Source organism: Noviherbaspirillum sp. (assembly GCF_035254685.1).
GTDB lineage: Bacteria > Pseudomonadota > Gammaproteobacteria > Burkholderiales > Burkholderiaceae_D > Noviherbaspirillum.
This window is the reverse complement of record NZ_DATFAI010000025.1, coordinates 199758-222383: the sequence shown is the minus strand read 5'-3', so window position 1 is coordinate 222383 and position 22626 is coordinate 199758. Positions and strand designations below refer to the sequence as shown.

At 61.2% G+C, this 22626-nt stretch carries 16 protein-coding genes; 7 read left to right on the top strand and 9 right to left on the bottom strand.

The window, feature by feature from the left end; translation table 11 throughout:
• Positions 1–2 precede the first annotated feature (2 nt).
• The gene (locus VJ698_RS12895; protein ID WP_324103172.1) at positions 3–464 is read left to right on the top strand and encodes a DUF2244 domain-containing protein; all 462 of its coding nucleotides are present in this window, start codon (positions 3–5) and stop codon (positions 462–464) included.
• 92 nt (positions 465–556) lie between these two features.
• On the opposite strand, the gene VJ698_RS12890 is transcribed toward VJ698_RS12895, so the two are convergent.
• Positions 557–1417 (bottom strand): MBL fold metallo-hydrolase, encoded by an 861-nt coding sequence (locus VJ698_RS12890; protein WP_324103171.1) that lies wholly within the window; start codon positions 1415–1417, stop codon positions 557–559.
• A 77-nt stretch (positions 1418–1494) separates the two neighbouring features.
• Here VJ698_RS12890 and VJ698_RS12885 point away from each other — a divergent pair, with 77 nt between their 5' ends.
• The 3 genes from VJ698_RS12885 to VJ698_RS12875 are packed head-to-tail and all read left to right on the top strand — an operon-like array spanning position 1495 to position 2707.
• A complete protein-coding gene (locus VJ698_RS12885; RefSeq protein WP_324103170.1) occupies positions 1495–1815 on the top strand; it encodes a metalloregulator ArsR/SmtB family transcription factor in 321 nt (106 codons plus the stop codon).
• A gap of 9 nt (positions 1816–1824) precedes the next feature.
• On the top strand, positions 1825–2259 hold the full coding sequence (locus VJ698_RS12880; protein ID WP_324103169.1) for a YeeE/YedE family protein: 435 nt from the start codon (positions 1825–1827) through the stop codon (positions 2257–2259).
• 4 nt (positions 2260–2263) lie between these two features.
• Positions 2264–2707 (top strand): DUF6691 family protein, encoded by a 444-nt coding sequence (locus tag VJ698_RS12875; RefSeq protein ID WP_324103168.1) that lies wholly within the window; start codon positions 2264–2266, stop codon positions 2705–2707.
• 40 nt (positions 2708–2747) lie between these two features.
• Here VJ698_RS12875 and VJ698_RS12870 read toward each other — a convergent pair whose 3' ends face one another.
• Positions 2748–5096 carry a response regulator gene (locus VJ698_RS12870; RefSeq protein ID WP_324103167.1) on the bottom strand — a complete coding sequence of 783 codons (2349 nt, stop codon included), beginning with the start codon at positions 5094–5096 and terminating at the stop codon, positions 2748–2750.
• 404 nt (positions 5097–5500) lie between these two features.
• Between VJ698_RS12870 and VJ698_RS12865 the strand changes: the two genes are divergently transcribed.
• Positions 5501–8980: a pyruvate carboxylase gene (locus VJ698_RS12865; protein ID WP_324103166.1), complete on the top strand. Its 3480-nt coding sequence runs from the start codon at positions 5501–5503 to the stop codon at positions 8978–8980.
• A gap of 225 nt (positions 8981–9205) precedes the next feature.
• On the opposite strand, the gene VJ698_RS12860 is transcribed toward VJ698_RS12865, so the two are convergent.
• The 4 genes from VJ698_RS12860 to VJ698_RS12845 all read right to left on the bottom strand — a co-directional run bounded on the left by VJ698_RS12860 (position 9206) and on the right by VJ698_RS12845 (position 14627).
• Positions 9206–9706: a glycine zipper 2TM domain-containing protein gene (locus VJ698_RS12860; protein WP_324103165.1), complete on the bottom strand. Its 501-nt coding sequence runs from the start codon at positions 9704–9706 to the stop codon at positions 9206–9208.
• A gap of 184 nt (positions 9707–9890) precedes the next feature.
• A complete protein-coding gene (locus VJ698_RS12855; protein ID WP_324103164.1) occupies positions 9891–12164 on the bottom strand; it encodes an adenylate/guanylate cyclase domain-containing protein in 2274 nt (757 codons plus the stop codon).
• Between the two features lie 9 nt (positions 12165–12173).
• The gene (locus VJ698_RS12850; RefSeq protein WP_324103163.1) at positions 12174–13805 is read right to left on the bottom strand and encodes an HD domain-containing phosphohydrolase; all 1632 of its coding nucleotides are present in this window, start codon (positions 13803–13805) and stop codon (positions 12174–12176) included.
• Between the two features lie 54 nt (positions 13806–13859).
• Positions 13860–14627 (bottom strand): 3',5'-cyclic-nucleotide phosphodiesterase, encoded by a 768-nt coding sequence (locus VJ698_RS12845; protein ID WP_324103162.1) that lies wholly within the window; start codon positions 14625–14627, stop codon positions 13860–13862.
• A gap of 340 nt (positions 14628–14967) precedes the next feature.
• Between VJ698_RS12845 and VJ698_RS12840 the strand changes: the two genes are divergently transcribed.
• Positions 14968–17340: a GspE/PulE family protein gene (locus VJ698_RS12840; RefSeq protein ID WP_324103161.1), complete on the top strand. Its 2373-nt coding sequence runs from the start codon at positions 14968–14970 to the stop codon at positions 17338–17340.
• Here VJ698_RS12840 and VJ698_RS12835 read toward each other — a convergent pair.
• Positions 17333–17695, bottom strand: a complete 363-nt coding sequence (locus tag VJ698_RS12835; RefSeq protein WP_324103160.1) for a POTRA domain-containing protein — start codon at positions 17693–17695, stop codon at positions 17333–17335. The two genes, VJ698_RS12840 and VJ698_RS12835, sit on opposite strands and share 8 nt — an antisense overlap.
• A gap of 380 nt (positions 17696–18075) precedes the next feature.
• On the opposite strand from VJ698_RS12835, the gene VJ698_RS12830 reads away from it, so the two are divergent.
• The gene (locus VJ698_RS12830) at positions 18076–21165 is read left to right on the top strand and encodes a bifunctional diguanylate cyclase/phosphodiesterase (RefSeq protein ID WP_324103159.1); all 3090 of its coding nucleotides are present in this window, start codon (positions 18076–18078) and stop codon (positions 21163–21165) included.
• 44 nt (positions 21166–21209) lie between these two features.
• Here the strand turns inward: VJ698_RS12830 and VJ698_RS12825 are convergent, their stop codons facing one another.
• Both VJ698_RS12825 and VJ698_RS12820 read right to left on the bottom strand, forming a co-directional pair.
• Positions 21210–21806: a DUF938 domain-containing protein gene (locus tag VJ698_RS12825; protein WP_324103158.1), complete on the bottom strand. Its 597-nt coding sequence runs from the start codon at positions 21804–21806 to the stop codon at positions 21210–21212.
• Complete coding sequence (locus VJ698_RS12820; protein ID WP_324103157.1) at positions 21803–22618, bottom strand: Mut7-C RNAse domain-containing protein; 816 nt, start codon at positions 22616–22618, stop codon at positions 21803–21805. Before VJ698_RS12820 ends, VJ698_RS12825 begins: the two co-directional genes overlap by 4 nt.
• Positions 22619–22626 lie beyond the last annotated feature (8 nt).

The window sequence follows — 22626 nt, the reverse complement described above, 5'->3', positions numbered from 1 at the left end:
ACATGCAGGCGCATGAATGGCTGCTGAAGCGCAACTGCTCGCTGTCCCCGTGGCAGCTGGCAGTGGCGTTCGCCGTGCCCTGTGTCGCTTCACTGCTGGTTTCCGCCTGGTTTGTCCTGCACGGCGCATGGTATGTGCTCGCCTTCGCCCTGCTGGAAGCGCTCGCGCTGGTGATGGCGTTCATCCAGTATGCGCGTCACGCCACGGACCATGAACACATAGCGCTGGCCGGTGACTGCCTGCTGGTGGAACAGATCCAGGCCGGGCATATCGTGCAGGTTCGCCTCGATCCGCAGTGGACACGCGTAGCGCCGCCCGATCCCTCACATGACCTGATCGGCCTCGAAGCCAAAGGCGTCCGGGTGGAGGTGGGCCGTTTCGTGACAAAGGAAAAGCGATGGCAGGTTGCGCTGGAGATTCGGCAGGAATTGCAACGTGGCCCAAGCATCCATGCGCACGCATGACCGGACGGAAACGGCATCGCCTCGCATGCAAGCCCTTGAGCAATGAACAAGACCTCGCATCCCGGTGTCCAAGGACAAGTCTTCGCGAATCCTCAGAGTGCGTTGAGCGGAATCTTCAGGTAGCTCACGCCGTTTCCCTCCGGCGGCGGCATGTTGCCTGCGCGGATGTTGACCTGGATCGAAGGCAGGATCAGGTTCGGCATCTCGAGGCCGGCATCGCGTTTCTGCCGCATCGCGACGAACTGCTCTTCGGTAACGCCGTCATGGACATGGATGTTGCGCTCGCGTTCTGCAGCGACGGTGGTTTCCCATTCAGGGCCACGGCCTTCCGGCGGATAGTCGTGGCACATGAAGAGCCGCGTGTCGGCGGGCAGGGAAAGCAGCTCACGGATCGAGCGGTACAGGGTCTGCGCATCGCCGCCGGGGAAATCGCAGCGCGCGGTGCCGACGTCCGGCATGAAAAGCGTGTCGCCGACGAATACCACGCTGCCGAGACGGTAAGCCATGTCGGCCGGCGTGTGGCCGGGCACGAATAGTGCGTGTGCCTCAAGGGCGCCGATCTGGAAGGTTTCGTTTTCGGCGAACAGATGATCGAATTGCGAGCCGTCCTCGCGGAAGTCGTCGCCGAGATTGAACAGGTTCTTGAACACACCTTGCACCTGGCGGATGCGCTCGCCGATGGCGATTTTGCCATCGAGGTGGCGCTTCAGGTATTGCGCAGCGGACAAGTGGTCGGCGTGGGCATGGGTTTCCAGGATCCAGTCGACGTTCAGCGAATGCGCGAACACGAACTGGATCAGCCGGTCGGCGTTCCTTGTCCTGGTGCGCCCTGCCTTGGCGTCGTAGTCAAGGACCGGGTCGATGATGGCTGCGCGACCGCCGGGGCGGTCGTACACGACATAGCTCACTGTCCCGGTGACGGTATCGTAAAAGGCTTCGATGCGCGGTTCCATCTGCAGCTCCCATAACATTATATTGATTAATATATTATCGATCAGTAAAATACGGTCAAGGAGATTCTGGAGAATTCATGGGAAATGCTGCAACCCTGATCGACATTGCAAGCATGCGCGTTGCCGCAGCTGAAGCGACGACTGCACTTCGCGTGCTTGCCAATGAGGATCGCCTGTTATTGCTTTGCCAGTTGAGCCAGGGAGAAAAATCCGTTGGCGAACTGGAGGAAATACTCGATATCCACCAGCCGACGCTGTCGCAACAGCTCGGCGTGTTGCGCTCGGAAAACCTGGTCAACACGCGACGCGACGGCAAGCGCATCTTTTATTCCGTCACCGATCCCAAGGTGTTGGCACTGCTCAGTACACTTTACGATCTGTACTGCCCGCAAGCATAGGAAGTCTTCATGTTCATTGACTGGAATCATTTCACGGCCCTGCCGGCCTTGACCGGCGGCGTGCTGATCGGCCTCGCCGTGGTGTTGTTCGCGCTGTTCAACGGCCAGGTTGCTGGTGTCAGCGGCATCGTTGGCGGCCTGATGCGGCCGCGCGAAGGCGATACGATGTGGCGCCTGGCATTCATCGCCGGCCTGATTGCCGCACCCCTGCTTTACCAGGTATTTGCCGCGCTGCCGGAGATCCGGTTTGAAACCGGGTCGGCTGGGCTGGCGCTGGCCGGCCTGCTGGTGGGGATCGGCACACAGTACGGCTCCGGCTGCACGAGTGGCCATGGCGTATGCGGATTGTCGCGCCTGTCGCCGCGCTCGCTGGTCGCCACACTCTGCTTCATGCTTGCCGGGTTCGCAACGGTATATGTCGTGCGCCACCTGGTGGGAGGATAGTGGCGTGAATATCCTCTTTGCCTTCCTGGCCGGGCTGATATTCGGCCTCGGGCTCATCGTCGCGGGCATGGCAAATCCGGCCAAGGTGCTGGGATTCCTTGATCTCGCCGGCAAATGGGACCCGTCGCTTGCGCTCGTGATGGGCGGCGCTGTCATCGTCGGACTGGCCGGATTCGCCCTTGCCAATCGCCGTTCGCTCTCGCTGCTCAACCTGCCGATGCAACTGCCGAACATCGGCCAGGTCGATCTGCGCCTCGTCGGCGGCAACCTGCTGTTCGGGATCGGCTGGGGATTGTCCGGCATCTGCCCGGGGCCGGCGCTGGTGCTCATCGGCGCGGGCGCACCCAAGGGCATGCTGTTCGTGATCGCAATGCTTGCCGGCATGGCGCTGTTCGAAGTCATCGAACGGTTCAGGCAACGCTCACCGTCGGCACGCGCATCAGCGTGAGCACCTCAGTGTGAGCACGGCAGATGCCGGCGCAGGCCGGTCAGGGCGCCGCAACGATGCCGCGCAGGTGCTGGCGCGCGATCTCGAATTCGCGCTGGAGTGCCGCGAGCAGCCCCGCCGCACCGTCCGGCACGCCGTCCCTGCCGCGCTGCTCGAGTTCCATGCAATGCCTGCGCATGCGCCCCGCGCCGAGGTTTTCGATGCTGGACAGAAAACGATGCGCAGCCGATTCCAGCGCTGCCGGATCACCTGCAGCAATCGCCTCCGCAATGTGCTGCAGGTGTTTCGGCGAATCGGCGATGAAGAGTTCGACGATGTCCGACACCAGTGTCGGATTGTTTTCGTCCTGCAGTTCCATCAGCTGACCGATGCGGCGACGGTCGATCACCTCCGCATCCTCGTGGGTGATTTCCTCTTCAACCGGGGACGACACCGCAATCAGCACCGCGCGCACATCCTCCAGCTCTACCGGCTTGGGCACATACGAGTCCATGCCGGCAGCGAGGCATTTGTCGCGATCGCCGGGCATCGCATTCGCCGTCATGGCAATCACGCGCGGCGGCACGCCCGCGCCGTACCGCGCGCGCAGGCGGCGCGTCGCCTCCAGCCCATCCATTTCCGGCATCTGCACGTCCATCAGCACCACGTCGTAATTCTGCCGCTCCAGCGCATCGAGCACCTCTATGCCATTGGCGACCACATCGGCGCGATAGCCGAGATGCGCCAGCAACTGCTGCACCACTTTCTGGTTGACGGTATTGTCCTCCGCCACCAGGATCTTGACCGGCAGCGTGTCTGCCAGTTTTTCAGAGGGCGCGGCGACACGTCGCATCGGCGCGTTCAAGGGCGCGATCTGCATGGAATGCAGCAGCGCGTCGAACAAGGCAGTCGGCTTGATCGGCTTGTTCAAATAGGCGGAAAATTTCACCTCGCTTGTCATCACGTTGCGCGGCCGGTGCGCGACCGATGTCAGCATGATCAGCGGCAGCGCCTTTTCATCACGGTACTTGCGAATCTCCGTCGCGAGGCTGAGGCCATCCATTTCCGGCATGCTCATGTCGAGGATCGCGACATCGAATGCATGCCCGTGGCGTACCAGGTCGAGCGCCTCGATGGCGGAAGCCGCAGCGGACGGCACCATGCCCCACAGCAGCGCCTGTTTGACCAGGATGCGCCGGTTGGTGCTGTTGTCGTCGACGATCAGCACATGTTTGCCGGCCAGCGCGGAAGACCGCTCCTGCAGGAAGCTCTGCGCGAGTTGCGATCCCGAGGCTTCGGCCACGACGGTGAAGGAAAAGATCGAGCCGGCGCCGACCTCGCTCTCGACCCACATCCTGCCGCCCATGATTTCCGTGAGCCGCTTGCTGATCGCGAGGCCGAGGCCGGTGCCGCCGTACTTGCGCGTGGTCGATGCGTCGACCTGGGTGAACGCCTGGAACAGCTCGCCCTGCCGCTCCTGCGGGATGCCGATGCCGGTGTCCTTCACCGAGAACAGCACTTCATGACTGGCGTCGCCAAAGGGCACGGCGGATACCGACACCACCACCTCGCCGCGATGCGTGAACTTGATCGAGTTCGACAGCAGGTTGACGAGGATCTGGCGCAGGCGCGTGACATCGCTGACCAGCGCGGCCGGTACGCTCTCATCGATGAAATAGGCAAGGTTGATGTTCTTCTCGCTGGCCTCCGGCGAGATCAGGTCGAGCGACTCCTCGATACAGCGCCGCAGGTCGAAGGGCTGGCGTTCGATTTCCAGCCTGCCGATTTCTATCTTCGAGTAATCCAGGATGTCGTTGATGATGGTGAGCAGCACTTCACTGCTGGCGCGTATCGTTTCGGCGTAGTCACGCTGTTCGTCATCGATATGCGTGTTGAGCAAGAGGCTCGTCATGCCGATGACGGCGTTCAGCGGCGTTCGGATTTCGTGGCTCATGTTGGCGAGGAACATGCTCTTGGCCTGCATCGCCGCCTCCGCCCTTTCCTTCGCTGCTTTCAGTTCCCGCTCATAGGCCATGCGTCTGGAGATGTCGCGCAGGATGACCGTGTAGATCATGCCGCTCTCCGCTTCAAGTTTCGAGATCGATGCTTCCGCGGGAAATTCGCTACCGTCCTTTCGTACCGCATAGATGGCTTGCCGCTCAGCCATCTTGCGCGCGCTCTGGCCGGAACGGTCGAAGCGTTCGATATGCCTGCCGTGCTCGCCATGGTAACGCGGAGGCAGCAGCAGGTTGAGTTCCTTGCCGTGCACCTCCGCCGCCTTCCAGCCGAAAGTACGTTCCGCGCCCTGGTTGAACAGGATGATGCGGTGCATGCCGTCGACGCAAATGATCGCATCATCGGCAATGCTCAGAATGCCGTTCAGTTGAGCGGACGTCAGGGTGTTGTTCATGGTCTGACGGCTGGCAACGCCAGTTTCCTTGCAGAAGCATTCTTCCGTGCAACACGGCCCGGACACCGCTGCAACAGCCGGCGAATCAGATTCGTGAAACACCGTCGCGCCATGCGGGCAGCCGGTGCGGCACGGACATCAATGCCCTCATGGTTTATTAAAGGTATTGCATTGGAGGCACAGGAAATGCGAATGGTTCCGCCTCCGCAGCCGCCCTCCATGTGCAGGGAAGACGCTGCCCCACATTGGCGCAACATGCGCACGACCGTTCGCGTACGGTCGTTCCATTTCCGCACAGACCAGGCGGCAGGCAAGCACACAATGAAAAAGTTTCACCTCCCCGCCGGAGATTTATTTTATCCTTGCGCGGTGCACCAGTTTCCCCATCCCTGTAACTTCAAACAATGAAACCTCACGTTCAAACCCAGGCGCAGCGGATCCAAAAGATCCTCGTTGCCAACCGATCCGAAATCGCAATACGCGTCATGCGTGCGGCAGCCGAACTCGGCATCCGCACGGTCGCGATCTATGCCGCCGAAGACCGCTTCGCGCTGCATCGTTTCAAGGCCGATGAAAGCTATCTGGTCGGCGAAGGCAAGAAGCCGATTGCCGCCTATCTCGACATCGACGACATCATCCGCATCGCCAAGGAAGCGGGCGTCGATGCCATCCATCCCGGCTATGGCTTCCTGTCGGAGAATCCCGACTTCGCGGAAGCCTGCGCGAAGAACGGCATCATCTTCATCGGCCCGCAGCCGGAAGTCATGCGCACGCTCGGCAACAAGGTCGCAGCACGCAATGCGGCGATTGCCGCCGGCGTGCCGGTCATGCCCGCCACCTCCGCGCTGCCGCACGATATCGAGAAGGCGAAGAAACTTGCGGCAGAAGTCGGTTATCCCCTGATGCTCAAGGCGAGCTGGGGCGGCGGCGGTCGCGGCATGCGTGTGATCGAATCCGAAGCGGACCTGCCTGGCCAGCTCGAAGTCGCGCGACGCGAAGCCGCAGCGGCCTTCGGCAACGACGAGATGTACCTGGAGAAGCTGGTGCGCCGCGCGCGCCACGTGGAAGTGCAGCTGCTGGGCGACACGCACGGCAACCTGGTGCACCTGTTCGAGCGCGACTGCTCGGTGCAGCGACGCAACCAGAAAGTGGTCGAGCGCGCGCCTGCGCCGTACCTGGATGATGAAACCCGCGCAGCACTGTGCGGCGCCGCATTGCGCCTCGGCCGCACCGTGAATTACACGCATGCCGGCACCGTCGAATTCCTGATGGATGCCGACACCAACAAGTTCTATTTCATCGAAGTCAATCCGCGCATCCAGGTCGAGCACACCGTGACCGAACAGGTGACAGGCATCGACATCGTGAAGGCGCAGATCCGCGTCTCCGAAGGCGCGCGCATCGGCGACAAGGATGAGCAGGACGCGGGCATCCCGCTGCAGGAAGACATCCGCCTGAACGGCCATGCACTGCAATGCCGCGTCACCACCGAAGACCCGGAAAACAATTTCACGCCCGACTATGGCCGCCTGGTCGCCTACCGCAGCGCGGCCGGCTTCGGCGTGCGCCTCGACGGCGGCACTGCCTACTCCGGCGCGGTGATCACGCCCTACTACGATTCGCTGCTGGTGAAGGTCACCGCGTGGGCGCCGACTTCCGACGAAGCGATTTCGCGCATGGACCGTGCATTGCGCGAGTTCCGTGTGCGCGGCGTCTCGACCAACCTGCTCTTTCTCGAGAACGTCATCAACCACCCGATGTTCAAGTCGGGCGAATGCATCACCCGCTTCATCGACACCACACCGGAACTGTTCCAGTTTTCCAAGCGCCGCGACCGCGCCACCCGCCTGCTGCGCTTCATCGGCGATGTGGAAGTCAACGGAAATCCGGAGATGAAGGGTCGCAAGGGTATCGACGGCGAGCTGTCCGCGCCGATACTGCCCTCCATGCATCGTTCCACACCGATCACACCGGGCTCGCGCGACAAGTTCAGGGAGCTGGGCGCCGAGAAGTTCTCGCTGTGGATGAAGGACCAGCCGCAGGTGCTGATCACCGATACCACCATGCGCGACGCGCACCAGTCGCTGTTCGCCACGCGCATGCGCACCGCCGACATGCTCGCGGTCGCGCCCTATTACGCACGCATGCTGCCCAACCTGTTCTCGATGGAATGCTGGGGCGGCGCCACCTTCGACGTTTCGATGCGCTTCCTCAAGGAAGATCCGTGGGAGCGCCTGGCGAAGTTGCGCGAAGCAGTGCCCAACATCCTGTTCCAGATGCTGCTGCGCGCATCCAACGCGGTCGGCTATACCAACTATGCCGACAATGTCGTGAAGCACTTTGTGCAGCAGGCGGCGGCGGGCGGCATCGACCTGTTCCGCGTGTTCGATTCGCTCAACTGGGTGGAGAACATGCGGGTCGCCATCGATGCGGTGCGTGACACGGGCGCACTGTGCGAAGGCGCGATCTGCTACACCGGCGATCCGTTCGACCCGGCACGTCCGAAGTACACGCTGCAGTACTACGTCAAGATGGCGAAGGAACTGGAGAAGGCGGGCGTCAACATCCTCGCGATCAAGGACATGGCCGGCGTATGCAAGCCGCATGCGGCGCGCGCACTGATCAAGGCATTGAAGGAAGAAGTCGGACTGCCGATCCATTTCCATACGCACGATACCAGCGGCATAGCGGCGGCGAGCGTGCTTGCGGCAATTGAAGCCGGCTGCGATGCGGTCGATGGCGCGATGGATGCGATGAGCGGCCTGACCTCGCAACCCAACCTAGGTTCGATCGCAGCCGCGCTGCGCCATACCGAACGCGATCCGGCGCTCGACAAGGAATCCCTGTTCTCCATCTCGCAATACTGGGAAGGCGTGCGTCGCCAGTACGCACCGTTCGAGGCGGACATGCGTTCCGGCACCTCGGACGTGTACCGCCATGAAATGCCTGGCGGACAATACACCAACCTGCGCGAGCAGGCCCGCGCCATGGGCATCGAGCATCGCTGGACCGAAGTGGCGCAAGCCTATGCGGACGTGAACCAGCTGTTCGGCGACATTGTGAAGGTCACGCCGACCTCGAAGGTGGTCGGCGACATGGCACTGTTCATGGTGGCCAACGACCTGACGCCAAACGAGGTGAAACATCCGGACAAGGAAATCGCCTTCCCGGAATCAGTGATCTCGCTGTTCAAGGGCGAGCTGGGTTTCCCGCCGGATGGCTTCCCCAAGGAGCTGGAAAAGAAAGTGCTCAAGGGCGCGAAACCGATGGAAGGCCGCCCCGGCAAGAACCTGCCGGAAGTCGATCTTGCGCAGGCCCGCGCCGATGCCGAGAAAGCCGTCGGCCGCAGCATCAGCGAGCAGGAACTCGCTTCGTACCTGATGTATCCGAAGGTCTTCCGCGACTACGCAGAGCATCGCCGCGATTATGGTGATGTCAGTGTGCTGCCCACGCCGGTATTCTTCTACGGTCTGAAGGAAGGCCAGGAGATTTCCGTCGACATCGACCAGGGCAAGAGGCTGGTGATCCGCCTGCAAGGCCGCACCGAACTGGAGGAAGAAGGACAGAGCAAGCTGTTCTTTGAACTCAACGGCCAGCCGCGCCTGGTGCGGGTGGATCGTGCAGGGGCGTTGAAGCTGGTGACGCATCCGCGTGCCGAGGATGGCAACCCGCACCATGTAGGCGCGCCGATGCCGGGCATGGTGGTGACAGTGGCAGTCAAACCGGGCCAGAAAGTGGCGAAGGGCGATCCGCTGGTGTCCCTCGAAGCGATGAAGATGGAAACCATGATCCGCGCCGAGCGTGATGCGGTGGTGAAGCACCTGCATGTGAAACCGGGCGCTGTGGTCGCCGCCAAGGACCTGCTGGTGGAACTGGGTGACTGATCCGCGTTGCGCCAAGCAAAAAGATCTGCAGCGATGCAGGAATGCGGTTCAGTAAATCCTGCTCGCGCAAGAATGTCATCCCCGCGAAGGTGGGGATCCATAGGGAGTGAGCTTCAGAGACTCAGCTTGGGTCCCCGCCTTCGCGGGGACGACATAAGAAAAAATGAGCCCAACTGTATGGCATTCGCATCGATACGGGCCTTTTTTATTTCTTCGTGATGAAGGTCAGTAGTAGCGAACCACGCGATTGTTCTCCACCCTCACCCGCGTGCCGATCTGCAGGTCGGCGGCGCTGTCCTGGACGATAGTCTGATGCGTGCCATTGTCGAGACGCACACCGACCTGGTAGGCGTCGTGTCCAGGTGAATTGCGCTCGATCTCATTGCCGATCATCGCGCCGCTGACGACACCCGCCACGGTCGCCGCTTTCCGCCCGCGCCCGCCGCCGATTTGGTTGCCGAGCAAGCCGCCAACTACGCCGCCCACAACGGCACCGACGCCGATGTTACCGGTCGTAGCGTTTTGGCCCTGCCCCTGCACCAATTGGATGGAATCCACCGTGCCGTAGGACTGGTAATACGGTTGCGACGACGGATAGGTCTGAGGATAAGTCGATACGGGCGCCGGATAGTTCTGTGATGTCGCCGGCGGGTAGTAACCCGGGCTGGCGCAGCCGGCAATAATCGTGACGCCGATGAGGAGAACGGAAATGCGAGAGGTTTTCATGGCAGTGCTCGTTGATGACGGCTTCATTTAAAGCCAAACGGGAATGCAATGCCAGTATCCATCGGTAAGGGTTGAAACAACTTGTTTCTGTAAAAATCCTTGTCCACGAAAGACACGAAAAACACGAAAAAATACATAAGAAATTTTCCTGTCTTTCGTGTCTTTCGTGGACACCCAACAGAACTCACTTCGTCTCGAACGTCGTCACGCCATCCCAGTCGGCATCCGGCGGATCCTTGCGGTAGTGGTCGATGCGTTCCAGGTAGAGCTTGTACAAGCCGGCCTCGGGATACAGTTCGTGGAGCTCGCGCAAGCGCTGCGCCGCCTGGTCCCATTGCTGCGCGCGCACCAGTTCCAGCGCCTTGTGCCATTTGTCGAGCGCTGTTCGTGTCGATTCGTCGAGTTCCGACGCGAGGCATAGCGGTTCGAAAATCGGCACCGGTTCGTTCTTGCCTTTGACGCGCACCCGGTCGAGTTCGCGGTAGGCGAATTGCGGTGCAGCGAGGCGCGTGGCTTCGCCCACCGTGATGCCTACCCCATACACCTTGGTGATGCCCTCCAGCCGCGAAGACAGGTTCACCGCATCCCCCATCACAGTGTAGGCACGCCGGATCTTCGAACCCATGTCGCCCACGCGCATCTCGCCGGTATTCAGGCCGATGCCGATCTTCAGTTGCGGCCAGCCGCGGGCGATGAAGTCTTCGTTCAGATTCTTCGCGCTGGCCTGCATCTGCAATGCCGTCGAGACGGCGCGGCTGGCATGGTCGGGCAAGGCCACCGGCGCGCCCCAGAATGCCATCACCGCATCACCGATGTACTTGTCCAGCGTACCGCGATTACCGCGGATGTCCTCGGACATCGCGGTCAGATACAGGTTAATGTACTCACGCAGCGCATTCGGCGTGAGACCCTCGGAAATCGTGGTGAAGCCGCGCACGTCGCAGAACAGCACGGTCAGTTCCCGGCTTTCGCCCTCCATGTTGTAGCTCTCGGGGTTCTCTGCCATCTCCGCGACCAGTTCCGGCGCGACGTATTCGCCGAACAGGTTCACCATCGCGCGGCTCTTGCGGAACTCGAACAGGTAGCCCCAGGCGAGGTTGAACACGAACAGACTGCCGATCAGCAGCAGCACCGCCGCGATCGACACCACCCAGTTCAATGACTGGTACATGTAGAGGTTGAGGCCGATGACGCCGGCCATCGCCGCCAGCGAGACGAGGATGGACAGGAGCGGCGACAGCACCGGCAGCAGCACACCGAGCGCGACACCGACCAGTCCGGCCTCCACCAGTTCCAGTCCCACGCTGAAATCGGGTTCCTGCTTGAAGTCGCCGTCGAGGATCGAGGCAATGATGTTGGCATGCATCTCGACGCCGGGATAGTCGATGTTGACAGGCGCAGCGCGCAGGTCCTTCAGGCCGGCCGATGTGGTGCCGACCAGGATGATGCGATCGGCAAGGTCATCCACCGGCAGGCGCTCCTTGAGCACATCGACCGCCGAAACATAGCGATACTGGCCGCCGCGCGGACCGCCCGGTCCGCGGTAATTGATCAGCGCGGTGAGGTTGCGTTCGAGGGGAATGGTCGTCGTATGCGGTTTGGTATTGAGCTTGATCGCCTTCAGCGCGCCATATTCGCGCAGCGTGTCGCCGGTGAGATGGGTTTCTTCCGAGGTGAAGAACACCGGTTTCACCCGGCTTGCGCCGAGGCCGACGCGCGCGGTCGCCAGTGCGAGCGATTCGTAGAAACCGTCATCGACCTGCGCGAGCAGCGGCAGGCGGCGGATTGCGCCGTCCGGGTCGGGTGTCGGGTTCATGAAACCGCCACCCTTGGCCGCCTGCTGCAATTCCTCGAGGTTGCCGGTATAGGACTTGTACACCGAGGCGTCGATCTCGCGCCCGCCGAGCTGATCGACGGTGAACACCGGCGACGGAAGCAGGCCCTTGGTGATCGCGGTCGGTTCATTCGACAGGAAGTAGCCAAGCATGACCGGCCGGCCGTCGAGCGCCGCGGCCATGCGTTTGTCGTAATCGAACTTTGGCTTGAGCGCGCGCACCCGATCGCCGAAGCCGGGCACATCCTTCAGTTCCTTGTTCGCCAGCGCTTCCAGCGTGTTGTAGCCGGAACTGGTATCAGGCTCGGAAAAGATCACGTCGAAGCCCACCGTCCTGACGTGGTATTTCTCGTCGAGCTTGTCGATCAGGTTTGCCACGGTGGCGCGGTTCCATGGCCAGCGGCCGACTTCCGCGATGCTTTTCTCATCGATGTCGACGATCACGATGCGCGGATCGAGTTCACCCTTCTGCACCCGCATGCGCATGTCGTAGATGAACACGTCGATGCGATCAACCAGCGTGGTCGGCAGGAAATGCAGGATCTGCAGTGCAGCGGCCAGCGTGAAGAGCAATGCAAGCACCCAGCGGGTGCCGTATCTGGACAGGTGGCGTCGCAAGTTCACTCCCGTGGATCAGGGTACGTAGCCCGGAATACCGTTTTCATCCACATCGTCGATCTGTGCCGGGTCCATGAACCGTTTCGCATAGTCGAGATAGACCTTCTTGCGGATGAAGATGTCGAACAGGTCGGGGTCGATGTGGTCGCGCAGCTTGAAGCCGCCGAGGATGTGCAGCGATTCGGACAACGTCTTGCCCTTCTTGTAGGGCCGGTCCTTCGCGGTCAGCGCCTCGAAGATATCGGCGATCGCCATCATGCGCGCCTGCCATGACATCTCCTCACGGCGCAGGCCACGCGGATAGCCCTTGCCGTCCATCCGCTCATGATGGCCGCCGGCATATTCCGGTACGTCGCTCAGGTGCTTCGGCCAGGGCAGCGACTCCAGCATGCGGATGGTCACCACAATATGGTTGTTGATGATGTCGCGCTCGTGCTGGTTCAGCGTACCGGCGCGGATCGTGAGGTTGCCGATTTCTTCCTCGCTGAGCAGGTCGCGCGGATAACCGTCCGGCGCCGTCCATCGGTAGCGTGCCGCGATCTGCGCGACGCGCTTCTGGTCGTCTTCCGACATGACCTCGCCGCCGATGTTGGCGCGCCGCAGGAAATCCCTGTCGGCGTCCATGCGGACCAGTTCCTCGGTGAGCGTGCGATCGATCTCCACATGACGTGTCGGATCGTTGCCGCTGGCGAGCTTTTCCTTCAGCGCGCGGATTTCGGCATCACGCTTGACGACCTCGAACCGCGTGTCGACCATGTGGATGCGATCGAAAATGGTTTCCAGCTTGGTGGCCTTCTCGACCACGTGTACCGGCGTCGTGATCTTGCCGCAGTCGTGCAGCAAGCCGGCCAGCCATAGCTGCTTGCGGTCGCTCTTCGTCATCTCGAACCCCGCCAGCGGGCCGCTGTCGATCTCGTGCGCGGCATCGGCCAGCATCATGGTGAGCTGCGGCACATGATGGCAATGCCGCCCGGTGTGCGGCGACTTCTCATCGATGCCGATGTTGATCAGGGTGACGAAGGATTCGAACAGGTCTTCCAGACGGGCGATCAGCTGCTGGTTGGTGAGCGCGATCGCGGCCTGCGATGCAAGCGCTTCGATGAAGCGCTGGTCGGTTTCGGAAAACGGCTGGGTCGTGCCAGTCTGCGGATCCTTCGCATTGATCAATTGCAGCACGCCGATCACTTCGCCCTCGTGGTCCTGCATCGGCACCGTCAGGAAGGACTGCGAGTGGTAATGGTAGGCCTCGTCGAACTTGCGCATGCCCGAGAAATTGAAGATATCGACCCTGTAGACATCCTGGATGTTCACGGACACGCCGGTGTTGGCGGCGTAGGCGGCCACCGCGCCGAGGTTCTTTGCGCCCGTGGCGGAATACAGCGGTATGTCGGGAATCGCAACTTCATTGCCGCTCATGCCGCCCTGGTACATGCCGAGGGTGTCGTTGAGCGAAATCGAGAAGCACAGGCTTTTCTTGTCGGCGCTGACACGGTAGAGGGTGCCGCCATCTGCGTGGGTCATGCCTTTCGCAGTGCGCAGGATCTTCTCCAGCAGCAGCGTGGTGTCACGATTGGCGCTGAGTTCCACGCTGAGCTCGGTCAGCTGTTCCAGTCTCAGCGCGATGTCAGGTGTGTTTGGCTCGGTCATCACTGTTCAGCCGCGTCACGGCGCACCACCCTTCGCTGCGCATGAAGCGCTCGTTCAAAATTCGAATACGTCTCCGCACTTGAGCGCCGTGAAGCCGCGAGCACCCCCTTCCGTGCGCAGCTCCTGCATGATCAGGTCTTCGTGGCCAGGCTTCAAATGGTAGATCAGGAATTCGACGGAAAGCGGCACGGACTTGATGTCGGCCAGCAGCGAGCGCGGGCAGAAATGCAGGGAACGCTGGGCAATCTCCATGTCCGCATTGGCAAAAGAACAATCCACGATCACTTTCGCAAGCCGCTTCTCGTTCGCCAGCATCGTCCACACTTCCGGCGTGGCCGCCATGTCGCCCGTGAACAGGAAACCTGCATGCGTGTTGTGCATCCAGTAGCCCGACGAGCCGGCGGTATGGTTGACCGGGCAGGCGTGGATGATCCGTCCGTTGATTTCCACGCTGCCGTGCGGGTCGATCGGCTCCCAACGCAGCGTCGGATTTTCCGGATTCGGAATGACGGCGAAATCCGGCCACAGGACCCAGTTGAACAGGTGTTTTTTCAGTGAGGCGATGACGCGCTCGGTAGCATGGACTGTAACCGGTCCACCCTTTCTGCCCTGGACTGCATCCAGCAGCAGCGCCAACCCCGCGACGTGATCAAGATGGCAATGCGTGATGAATACATGGTCGATCCTGACCAGCTGTTCGATGTCGAGGCTGGTCAGTCCCGTGCCGGCGTCCAGCAGGACATCGTCATCCACCAGCAGCGTCGTGGTGAGGCGCTCGCGGCCCCCGATCCCGCCTGCGCATCCTAGTACTTGCAACTTCATTGTTCGGCGCCCGTTAGTAGCGGGTCATTCATTGTGTGAAAAGCGACGGCGGACTTCCTTCTGCAATCCGGCCTTGCGCGCGTTGACGACAGTTCTCCCATTGCCCTCCCCCGTTTTCTTTTTTGAATGATTGTAGACTGAATCCAGTCGATTGCGGCTTTTATGTCGCCGCAAAACACCCCTCCAAAATTATGCCGGGAGCCGTGATACATTTTTGCAACGCGATCCATTATCATTGGAGCTTGGTGCCATTTCCTGCGCACGCATGCCCACGCGCTGCAGATTCGTGACGTGACGACCGCGCCGACGATGGCTATTGATGACGAATGGACAAGACGACATGAGTGCTGTTCTCGGTACCCCTAAAAGCAATGGCGGCCAGGACGATGTCAACATCCGCCTGAACTTTTTCAAGAAGCTTCAGGCCGTCACCAACAAGATCCACTCCACGAGCAACGTCGACGAGATCATGCTCGATCTGTCGCAGGATGTCTGCGACCTGTTCAATGCCGACCGTCTCACCATCTATACCGTGGCGGAGGACAAGACCTGCATCGTGTCGAAGGTCAAGACCGGGCTCAATTCAGTCAACCAGCTCAGGCTGCCGATTTCCGACCAGAGCGTGGCCGGTTACGTCGCGCTGACGCGCAAGGTCGTCAACATCCGCGATGTCTACGACGACGACGAACTGAAACTGCATTCGCCGGAGCTGCACTTCCTGCGCGAGGTGGACCGCCGCACCGGCTACCGCACCAAGCAGATGCTGGTGGCACCGGTCATTGATGAACGCAACAACGAATTGCTGGGCGTGGTCCAGCTCATCAACAACCGCGACGGCACGACCTTCTCCGGCATCTCGGAGGAAGGCATTCGGGAACTGGGCAAGACGCTGGCGATCGCCTATACCCAACGCCTGCGTCCGCCGGCGATGATCCGCTCGAAATACGACCAGCTGATCGCCGAAGCCGTGCTGTCGGCGGCCGAACTGGAACTGGCCGCGCGCTCCGCACGGCGCAAGAGCGATGACATCGAAAGCATCCTCGTCAATGAATTCCAGGTCAAATTGCCTGCCATCGGGCAGGCGCTCGGCAAGTTCTTCGGCGTACCGTACGAACCCTTCAAGGCGGACCGCGTCAAGCCGACCGACCTGCTGAAGAACCTCAAGCGCGAATTCATCGAGCAAAGCCAGTGGTTGCCGATCGAAGAAGGTTCCGAAGGCGTGGTCATCCTCGCCATCGATCCGGAGCAGGTACGCAACGCGAAGATCATCAACAGCATCTTCCCCAAGGCAAAGCTGGCGTACCGCGTGACGACCAACGCCGAGTTCAGGCAGACCATCGATCAGTTCTACGGTGCGGAAAGCGAACTGGGATCGGTCGGTGAACTGCTCTCCGGCATGGAAGACGGCGATGAAGAAGGCACCGAGTTCTCCGAAGCCGACTTGTCCGCCGCTGCGGAAAATGAACTGGTCAAGCTGGTCAACAAGATCATCATCGATGCCTACCGGCAGAATGCGTCCGACATCCACATCGAACCGCGCCCCGGCAAGGAAAAGACCATGATCCGCTTCCGCAAGGACGGCTCGCTCGAACCCTACATCGAGATTCCGGCAAGCTATCGCAATGCGCTTGCGGCGCGCATCAAGATCATGTGCGACCTGGATATCTCGGAGCGACGCAAGCCGCAGGACGGCAAGATCAAGTTCAAGAAATTTGCGCCGCTCGATATCGAACTGCGCGTGGCCACCATTCCATCGGCCGGCGGCGTCGAGGACATCGTGATGCGTATCCTTGCCGCGGGCGAACCGATTCCGCTGGACAAGCTCGGCGTGCTGCCGCACAACCTCCAACGCCTCAAGGGCGCCGTGAGCAAACCCTACGGCCTGTTCTTCGTGTGCGGTCCGACCGGCTCGGGGAAGACGACCACGCTGCATTCCGTGCTCAATCACCTGAATACGCCGGAAACCAAGATCTGGACAGCGGAAGACCCGGTGGAAATCACGCAGAAGGGGCTGCGCCAGGTGCAGGTCAACCGCAAGAGCGGCCTCGATTTCGCGACTGCGATGCGCGCCTTCCTGCGCGCCGACCCGGACGTAATCATGGTCGGCGAAATGCGCGACAAGGAAACGGTATCGATGGGCATTGAAGCCTCGCTGACCGGCCACCTCGTGTTCGCCACACTGCATACCAACAGCGCGCCAGAATCGATCGTGCGCCTGCTCGACATGGGCATGGACCCGTTCAACTTCGCCGATGCCCTGCTCGGCGTGCTGGCGCAGCGTCTCGCGAAACGGCTTTGCTCGAACTGCAAGATGGCCTACGAGCCTTCAGCAGAAGAGGTTCAACTCCTGCTCGCCGAATACTGTGAAGAGCTGCGTAACACGGAAGCGTTCGTCAAGGACGAGCAGGCTGCAAAGCAGGCGGTGTTGGGCAACTGGGCAAGGAACTATGGCGACGGCCAGGGCAAGTTCAAGCTGTACAAGGCCGTCGGCTGTGACCAGTGCAGCAACGGCTACAAGGGCCGGGTCGGCCTGCATGAGCTCATGCTCGGCACCGACCGCCTGAAGAAGCTCATTCAGGAACACAGCCGCGTCGCGATGATGCTGGCCACGGCGCTGGAAGACGGCATGCTGACGCTGAAGATGGATGGTATCGAGAAGATTTTGTCGGGAATCACGGATATCAAGCAGGTGCGGGCGGTGTGCATCAAGTGATGCATGAAACCTGCGTCACCGTGCCGACCTTCGTCTCCACCACCTGCAGCCTGACCACGCCCTGGTTCAGTTCCTGCTCGGGCAAGGCGACCTGCACCACGTTGTAGCCGAGGCGATGGTATTCGGCCTCCAGCGCTTCCAGCGCCATCTGCACATGCCCGAAGTTACGGTCCTTGCCGGTGAACGGCGCTACCGCCTGCTCGACGGCCTGTGCGCTGAGCAGCGTGTTGCCGGCGACGTCAAAACGCTTGATCTCGAAACGCGCGATGTCATCAGGAGGATCCGCTGCCAGAACGGGAAACACCGATGCGGCAAGGACCACACCGGCAAGCAGATGCGAGAGGCGATTTCTCATAGGTAGCTGATGAAAGGTGGGTACTGCCTTGTTCGCCGGTTTCTTGTTCTTGTTGCGGCCGTTTTTTCTAGTTGGAAACTATACCGCAAGGTGTTGATAATTCTCAAAATAGTTGCCGTTTTTGCATGAACATTTTGCTGATTTTTTACGCAGTGCGCCTCCTTCCCGCCACTCCACGTTTCAGAGTCGTGGCTTCATCTGTGTGAAGGGGCGCAAAACTGACAGCGCGGTTGAACCGCAACCTGATGTGCCAGTCTTACAGAACACCGGTGGTAAGCCTCGCCGTTCGAGTGTTTCCGGAGCGATGGAAAATGACTTGCGGCAGATTGCATGACCTCGTCGGGCAAGTCATCTCATGTCGTTCCGCGAAAGGCCAGGGGATGAGGTTGATCAGCAATATTCTTGGGCATGCCGGCGATAGGCCAAGGTCCAGTCCGCATGGCATCCGTCAGTACCTCGGACAATTCGCCCTCCTCGCGGGCGTGTATTTCATCGTCGCCCGCTTCTCCACGAATTTCGCGTTCCTGCCAGAATTGAGCAGCCCATTCTGGCCGCCATCCGCGATCGCCGTGTATGCATTGCTTGTCGGCGGCACGCGCCTTGCGCCGGCAGTCCTGGCGGGTTCCTCGCTCAACGCCCTGCTGATCGGCAAGGCGTTGCCTGTCGCCCTTCTCATCGGCACCGGCGCGTTGCTCGAAGCGTGTACCGCCACCTGGCTGATCCAGCACCTCTACCACACTCGTACCGACTTCATCTACCGCAATACCATCTTCCGATTCATCGGCATTGCCCTGATGACGGGAAAAATCGGCGCGACGGTGGGCACCGTCGCGATCTACCTTTCTGACCACCCCAGCCTGGTCGCGCTGGTGCGGGGCTGGCTCACCTGGTGGCTGGGCGACGCCACGGGCATGATCATCGTCCTGCCGCTACTGCTGGCCTGGGACATCCGCAGCGGCGTGCAATGGCGAGCCGCCCGGATCGCGGAGGCCGCCGCATTCCTGATCCTGTTGCTAGCGACGAGCCAGATCGTGTTCAGCGGGGTCTTCGGGCGCTGGCCAACCGCCTATCTGGCCATTCCATTTTTCCTCTGGGCTGCATTCAGGTTCAACCTTGCCGCGGTGACCTGGACCACTGTCGTCGTGTGCGGCGTCGCCGTCTGGAACACGGCGAACGGGCATGGTCCGTTCGCGCGCGAGAACATGAATTCCTCGCTGCTGCTCCTGAGCGTGTATTTCAGCGTGGTCGGCACCATGGGCCTCGCGCTCGCCCGCGAGATCTACCAGCGCAGCCGGGTTGAAACAGCGCTGCGCACGGAACGCGACGGCATGGAACTGCAGGTGCGCCAGCGCACCTCCGATCTGCTGTCCGAGATCGAGGAACGCAAGCGCTTCGAACAGGAGCTGGCGTCGCGCGAGCGGCAACTGGCCGAGGCGCAGCACATGGCGCGGCTCGGCAGCTGGGTCTGGGATATCGAAGCCAACCAGACGACCTGGTCGGACGAACTCTTCCGGATCTTCGGCGTCAGCAAGGAAACATTCACGCTCAGCCGCGAGTCTTTCTTTGCGCGGGTCCATCCGGATGACCGCGCCATGCTCATCGACGTGGTGGACCAAAGCCGCCTTACCGCGCAGCCTTTCCAGGTCGAACATCGCATTGTGTTGCCCGACGGCTCGATCAGGACTGTCCTCGCACGCGGCCAGCCGCGGCGCAATGCGGACGGACGCGTCACCCGGATGCTGGGCACGGCGCAGGACATCACGGAAGAGAAAGCGGCGGAAGCATCCCTGCGCGAAGCGGAAGAGCGTTACCGCAAGGTCGTGGAACTGTCGCCGGACGCGATACTCGTCCATCAGGACGGCGCCTTCGTCTTCGCCAACGAGGCGGCAATCACGCTGTTCGGCGCGCGCGGTAACGGAGAAATCATCGGCCGGCGGCTGGAAGATTTCCTCCATGCCGACTTCCATGCGCTCAAGCAGGAGCGCATCGCACGCATGAAGGAAGGAGAAACGTTTGTCTCCCTCGACGAGAAACTGCTCCGGCTGGACGGCAGCCCGGTCGACGTCGAAGTCAACTCCTCGCCCTTCACCCACAAGGGCCGGCGTGCATCGCTGTTCATCATGCGCGACATTACCGAGCGCAAGAAGACTGCCGAGCAGATGGCCTACCTCGCGCACTTCGACTCGCTCACTGGCTTGCCGAACCGCATGCTGTTCCACCAGCGCCTGGAACACGCGCTCACGATCGCCGAACGTCCCGGCCGTTCGCTCGAAGTCCTGTTCCTCGACCTGGATCGTTTCAAGCATATCAACGACACGCTCGGCCACGCCACCGGCGACCTGGTGTTGCGCGAAGCCGCGTCACGACTGCAGGAGATCCTGCGCGAATCGGATACGGTGGCGCGGCTGGGCGGCGACGAGTTCGTGGTGCTGGTGGAAAACGTTGATGAACCGCATCGCGGCGGGACGATTGCCGAAAAGATCCTCGCCGCCTTCGTGCCGCCCTTCCTGGGCGACGGCGATGAACTCAACATCAGCACCAGCATCGGCATCAGCACCTTCCCCGACGACGGCACCGACGCCGATACGCTGCTGAAGAACGCCGACATCGCCATGTACCGCGCCAAGGAAAATGGCCGCAACAACTTCTGCTACTACTCGCCGGAACTGAATCGGAACACCACCGAGCGCCTCTCGCTCGAATACGCGCTCAGCCACGCGATCGAGCGCGGCCAGATGTCGCTGCACTACCAACCGAAAATCGACATCCGCAACAATCGCATCACCGGCATGGAAGCCCTGCTGCGCTGGAGGCACCCGGGGCTCGGCATGGTGCCCACCAGCCAGTTCATCCCGGTCGCGGAAGACACCGGACTGATCAAGCCGATCGGCTACTGGGCGCTGCGCGCCGCGTGCCGGCAGAACAAGCTGTGGCAGGAAACGAGCGGCGTCAGCCTGAAGGTCGCGGTGAACCTGTCCGCGCGCCAGCTGATGGACGAGAAACTCCTGGAAAACATCCAGTCCATCCTGCACGAGACGGGACTGGAAGCGCAGTACCTGGAGCTGGAAATTTCCGAAAGCGCCGTCATGGCCGACCCGGAGAAGGCAACCGGCGTGCTGCGCGCGCTGCGCGATGCCGGCATCAACGTGGTGATCGACGACTTCGGCGTCGGCTATACCTCGCTCGCCTACCTGAAACAGTTCCCGATCGGCGCGGTAAAAATCGACCGTTCATTCGTGCAAGGCATCCCCGCAAGCCGGGACGACGCGGCAGTGGCCAAGGCCATCATCGGCATTGCGCACAGCCTGGATTGCAGCGTCATCGCGCAGGGGGCGGAGACACAGCAGCAATACGATTTCCTGCGCGAGAACGCCTGCGACAGCGTGCAGGGCTTCTATTTCAGCGAGCCGATGCCCGCGGAGAATTTTGCAGACCTGATCAAGGTGCAATCGAACCTTTACCTGCATTAGGTGCATTAAGTACATTAAGTAGATTAAGCCACGTACTTGCCGGCTCAGCTTTTCTCCCACACGATCAGGCGATTGTGCGCGGGCATCTCGTAATCCTTGCGCAGCCTCATCCCGTTCTCGCCCGCAAGCCGGTCCACCGCTTCAAAATCGCGGAGCCCCATGTGTTCCGCCTGCGCTTTCAGCGAAGCATCGAACACTGCATTGCTCTCGCTGGTGAATTTTCCGCCGTAGTTGAAGGGACCGTAGACGCAGGCCAGGCCGCCTGCGCGCAAGACGCGGGTGATGCCGGAGAACATCGCCCTCACCTCGTCCCAGGACATGATGTGGCAGGTGTTGGCCGTAAACACCGCATCAAACTGCTCCTGCGGCCAATGGTCGGGCGTCGATGTATCGAGCGTCAGCGGCAGCAGCACATTGGGCAGGTTCGCTTCGTTCATCCAGGCGTGGATGCTCGCATGGTTCTGCGGAAGGTCGCTCGTCTGCCAGGTGACATGCGGAAGATGGGCACCGAAATAGACCGCATGCTGGCCGGTGCCGCTCCCGATTTCAAGGACGCGCGCGGGCTGTGGCAGCAGTTCGCGCAGGACGGCAAGGATGGGCTGGCTGTTCCGCTCGGCGGCGGCAGAAAATTGTTTGGTCATGGCTGGTAGGGAATGTTTTTGGACATGTTTGGTGCGGGTGAATTGTTTTCCATTTCGCCTTCCTCATTCTTTTCGGTGCCGAGCATGCGCGCCACGTGCGATCCTTCCCAATACACTTGCGCGCACTCCTGGCATTCGAAGAAGCGGTCGTAGAACTGCCTGCTGTGCGGCGGAACGCGGTGCCCGACTTCCTCCTTGCCGACCATCCTCAGCTCGCCGTTGCAGGTCAGGCAACGGCTGAAAGCGCGCGCGGATTGCGCCAGGTCGAAGCGCGCTATCACTTCCATCACCTGCGCATCGCTCGCTGTCGAATGCAGGTAGCAGCCGCGCACAATCTCCTTCCTGATCAGCAAGTCGCGATCGCGCGTCAGCACGATGCGGTCTTCGCTCGCGGCCAGGCGCGCGAGTTCGGCGTCGCTGTAGTCGTTGCGGTAGAGGACATCAAAGCCGAGCATGCGCAGGTTCTTCGCCAGCTGTCCCATGTGCGCATCGGCGACGAACCTTGCCGGCCCGGCAACGGGCGGGCGCAGGCGCATCAACGGCGTAACGTCGATCGAGGCAAAGCAGGGATACACGCTCACGTGCTCGCCATCCTGGAGACGATGGCTGAAATCGACCGATACGCCGTCGACCAGGATGAGTTCCACTTCGGTATGCGGCACGCCGAGCGCCTCGATCATGTGCTTGACCGAAGCGTCGCGCGAGAGTGGATACGGAAAGTCTGACTGGCGTTGCGATGGGGCCAGGAAGTCGTTCAATTCTGCGTAAAACCGGAAATGCGCGATCGCCACAATGCTCCCTGTCTGTGTCATGGTTCGCT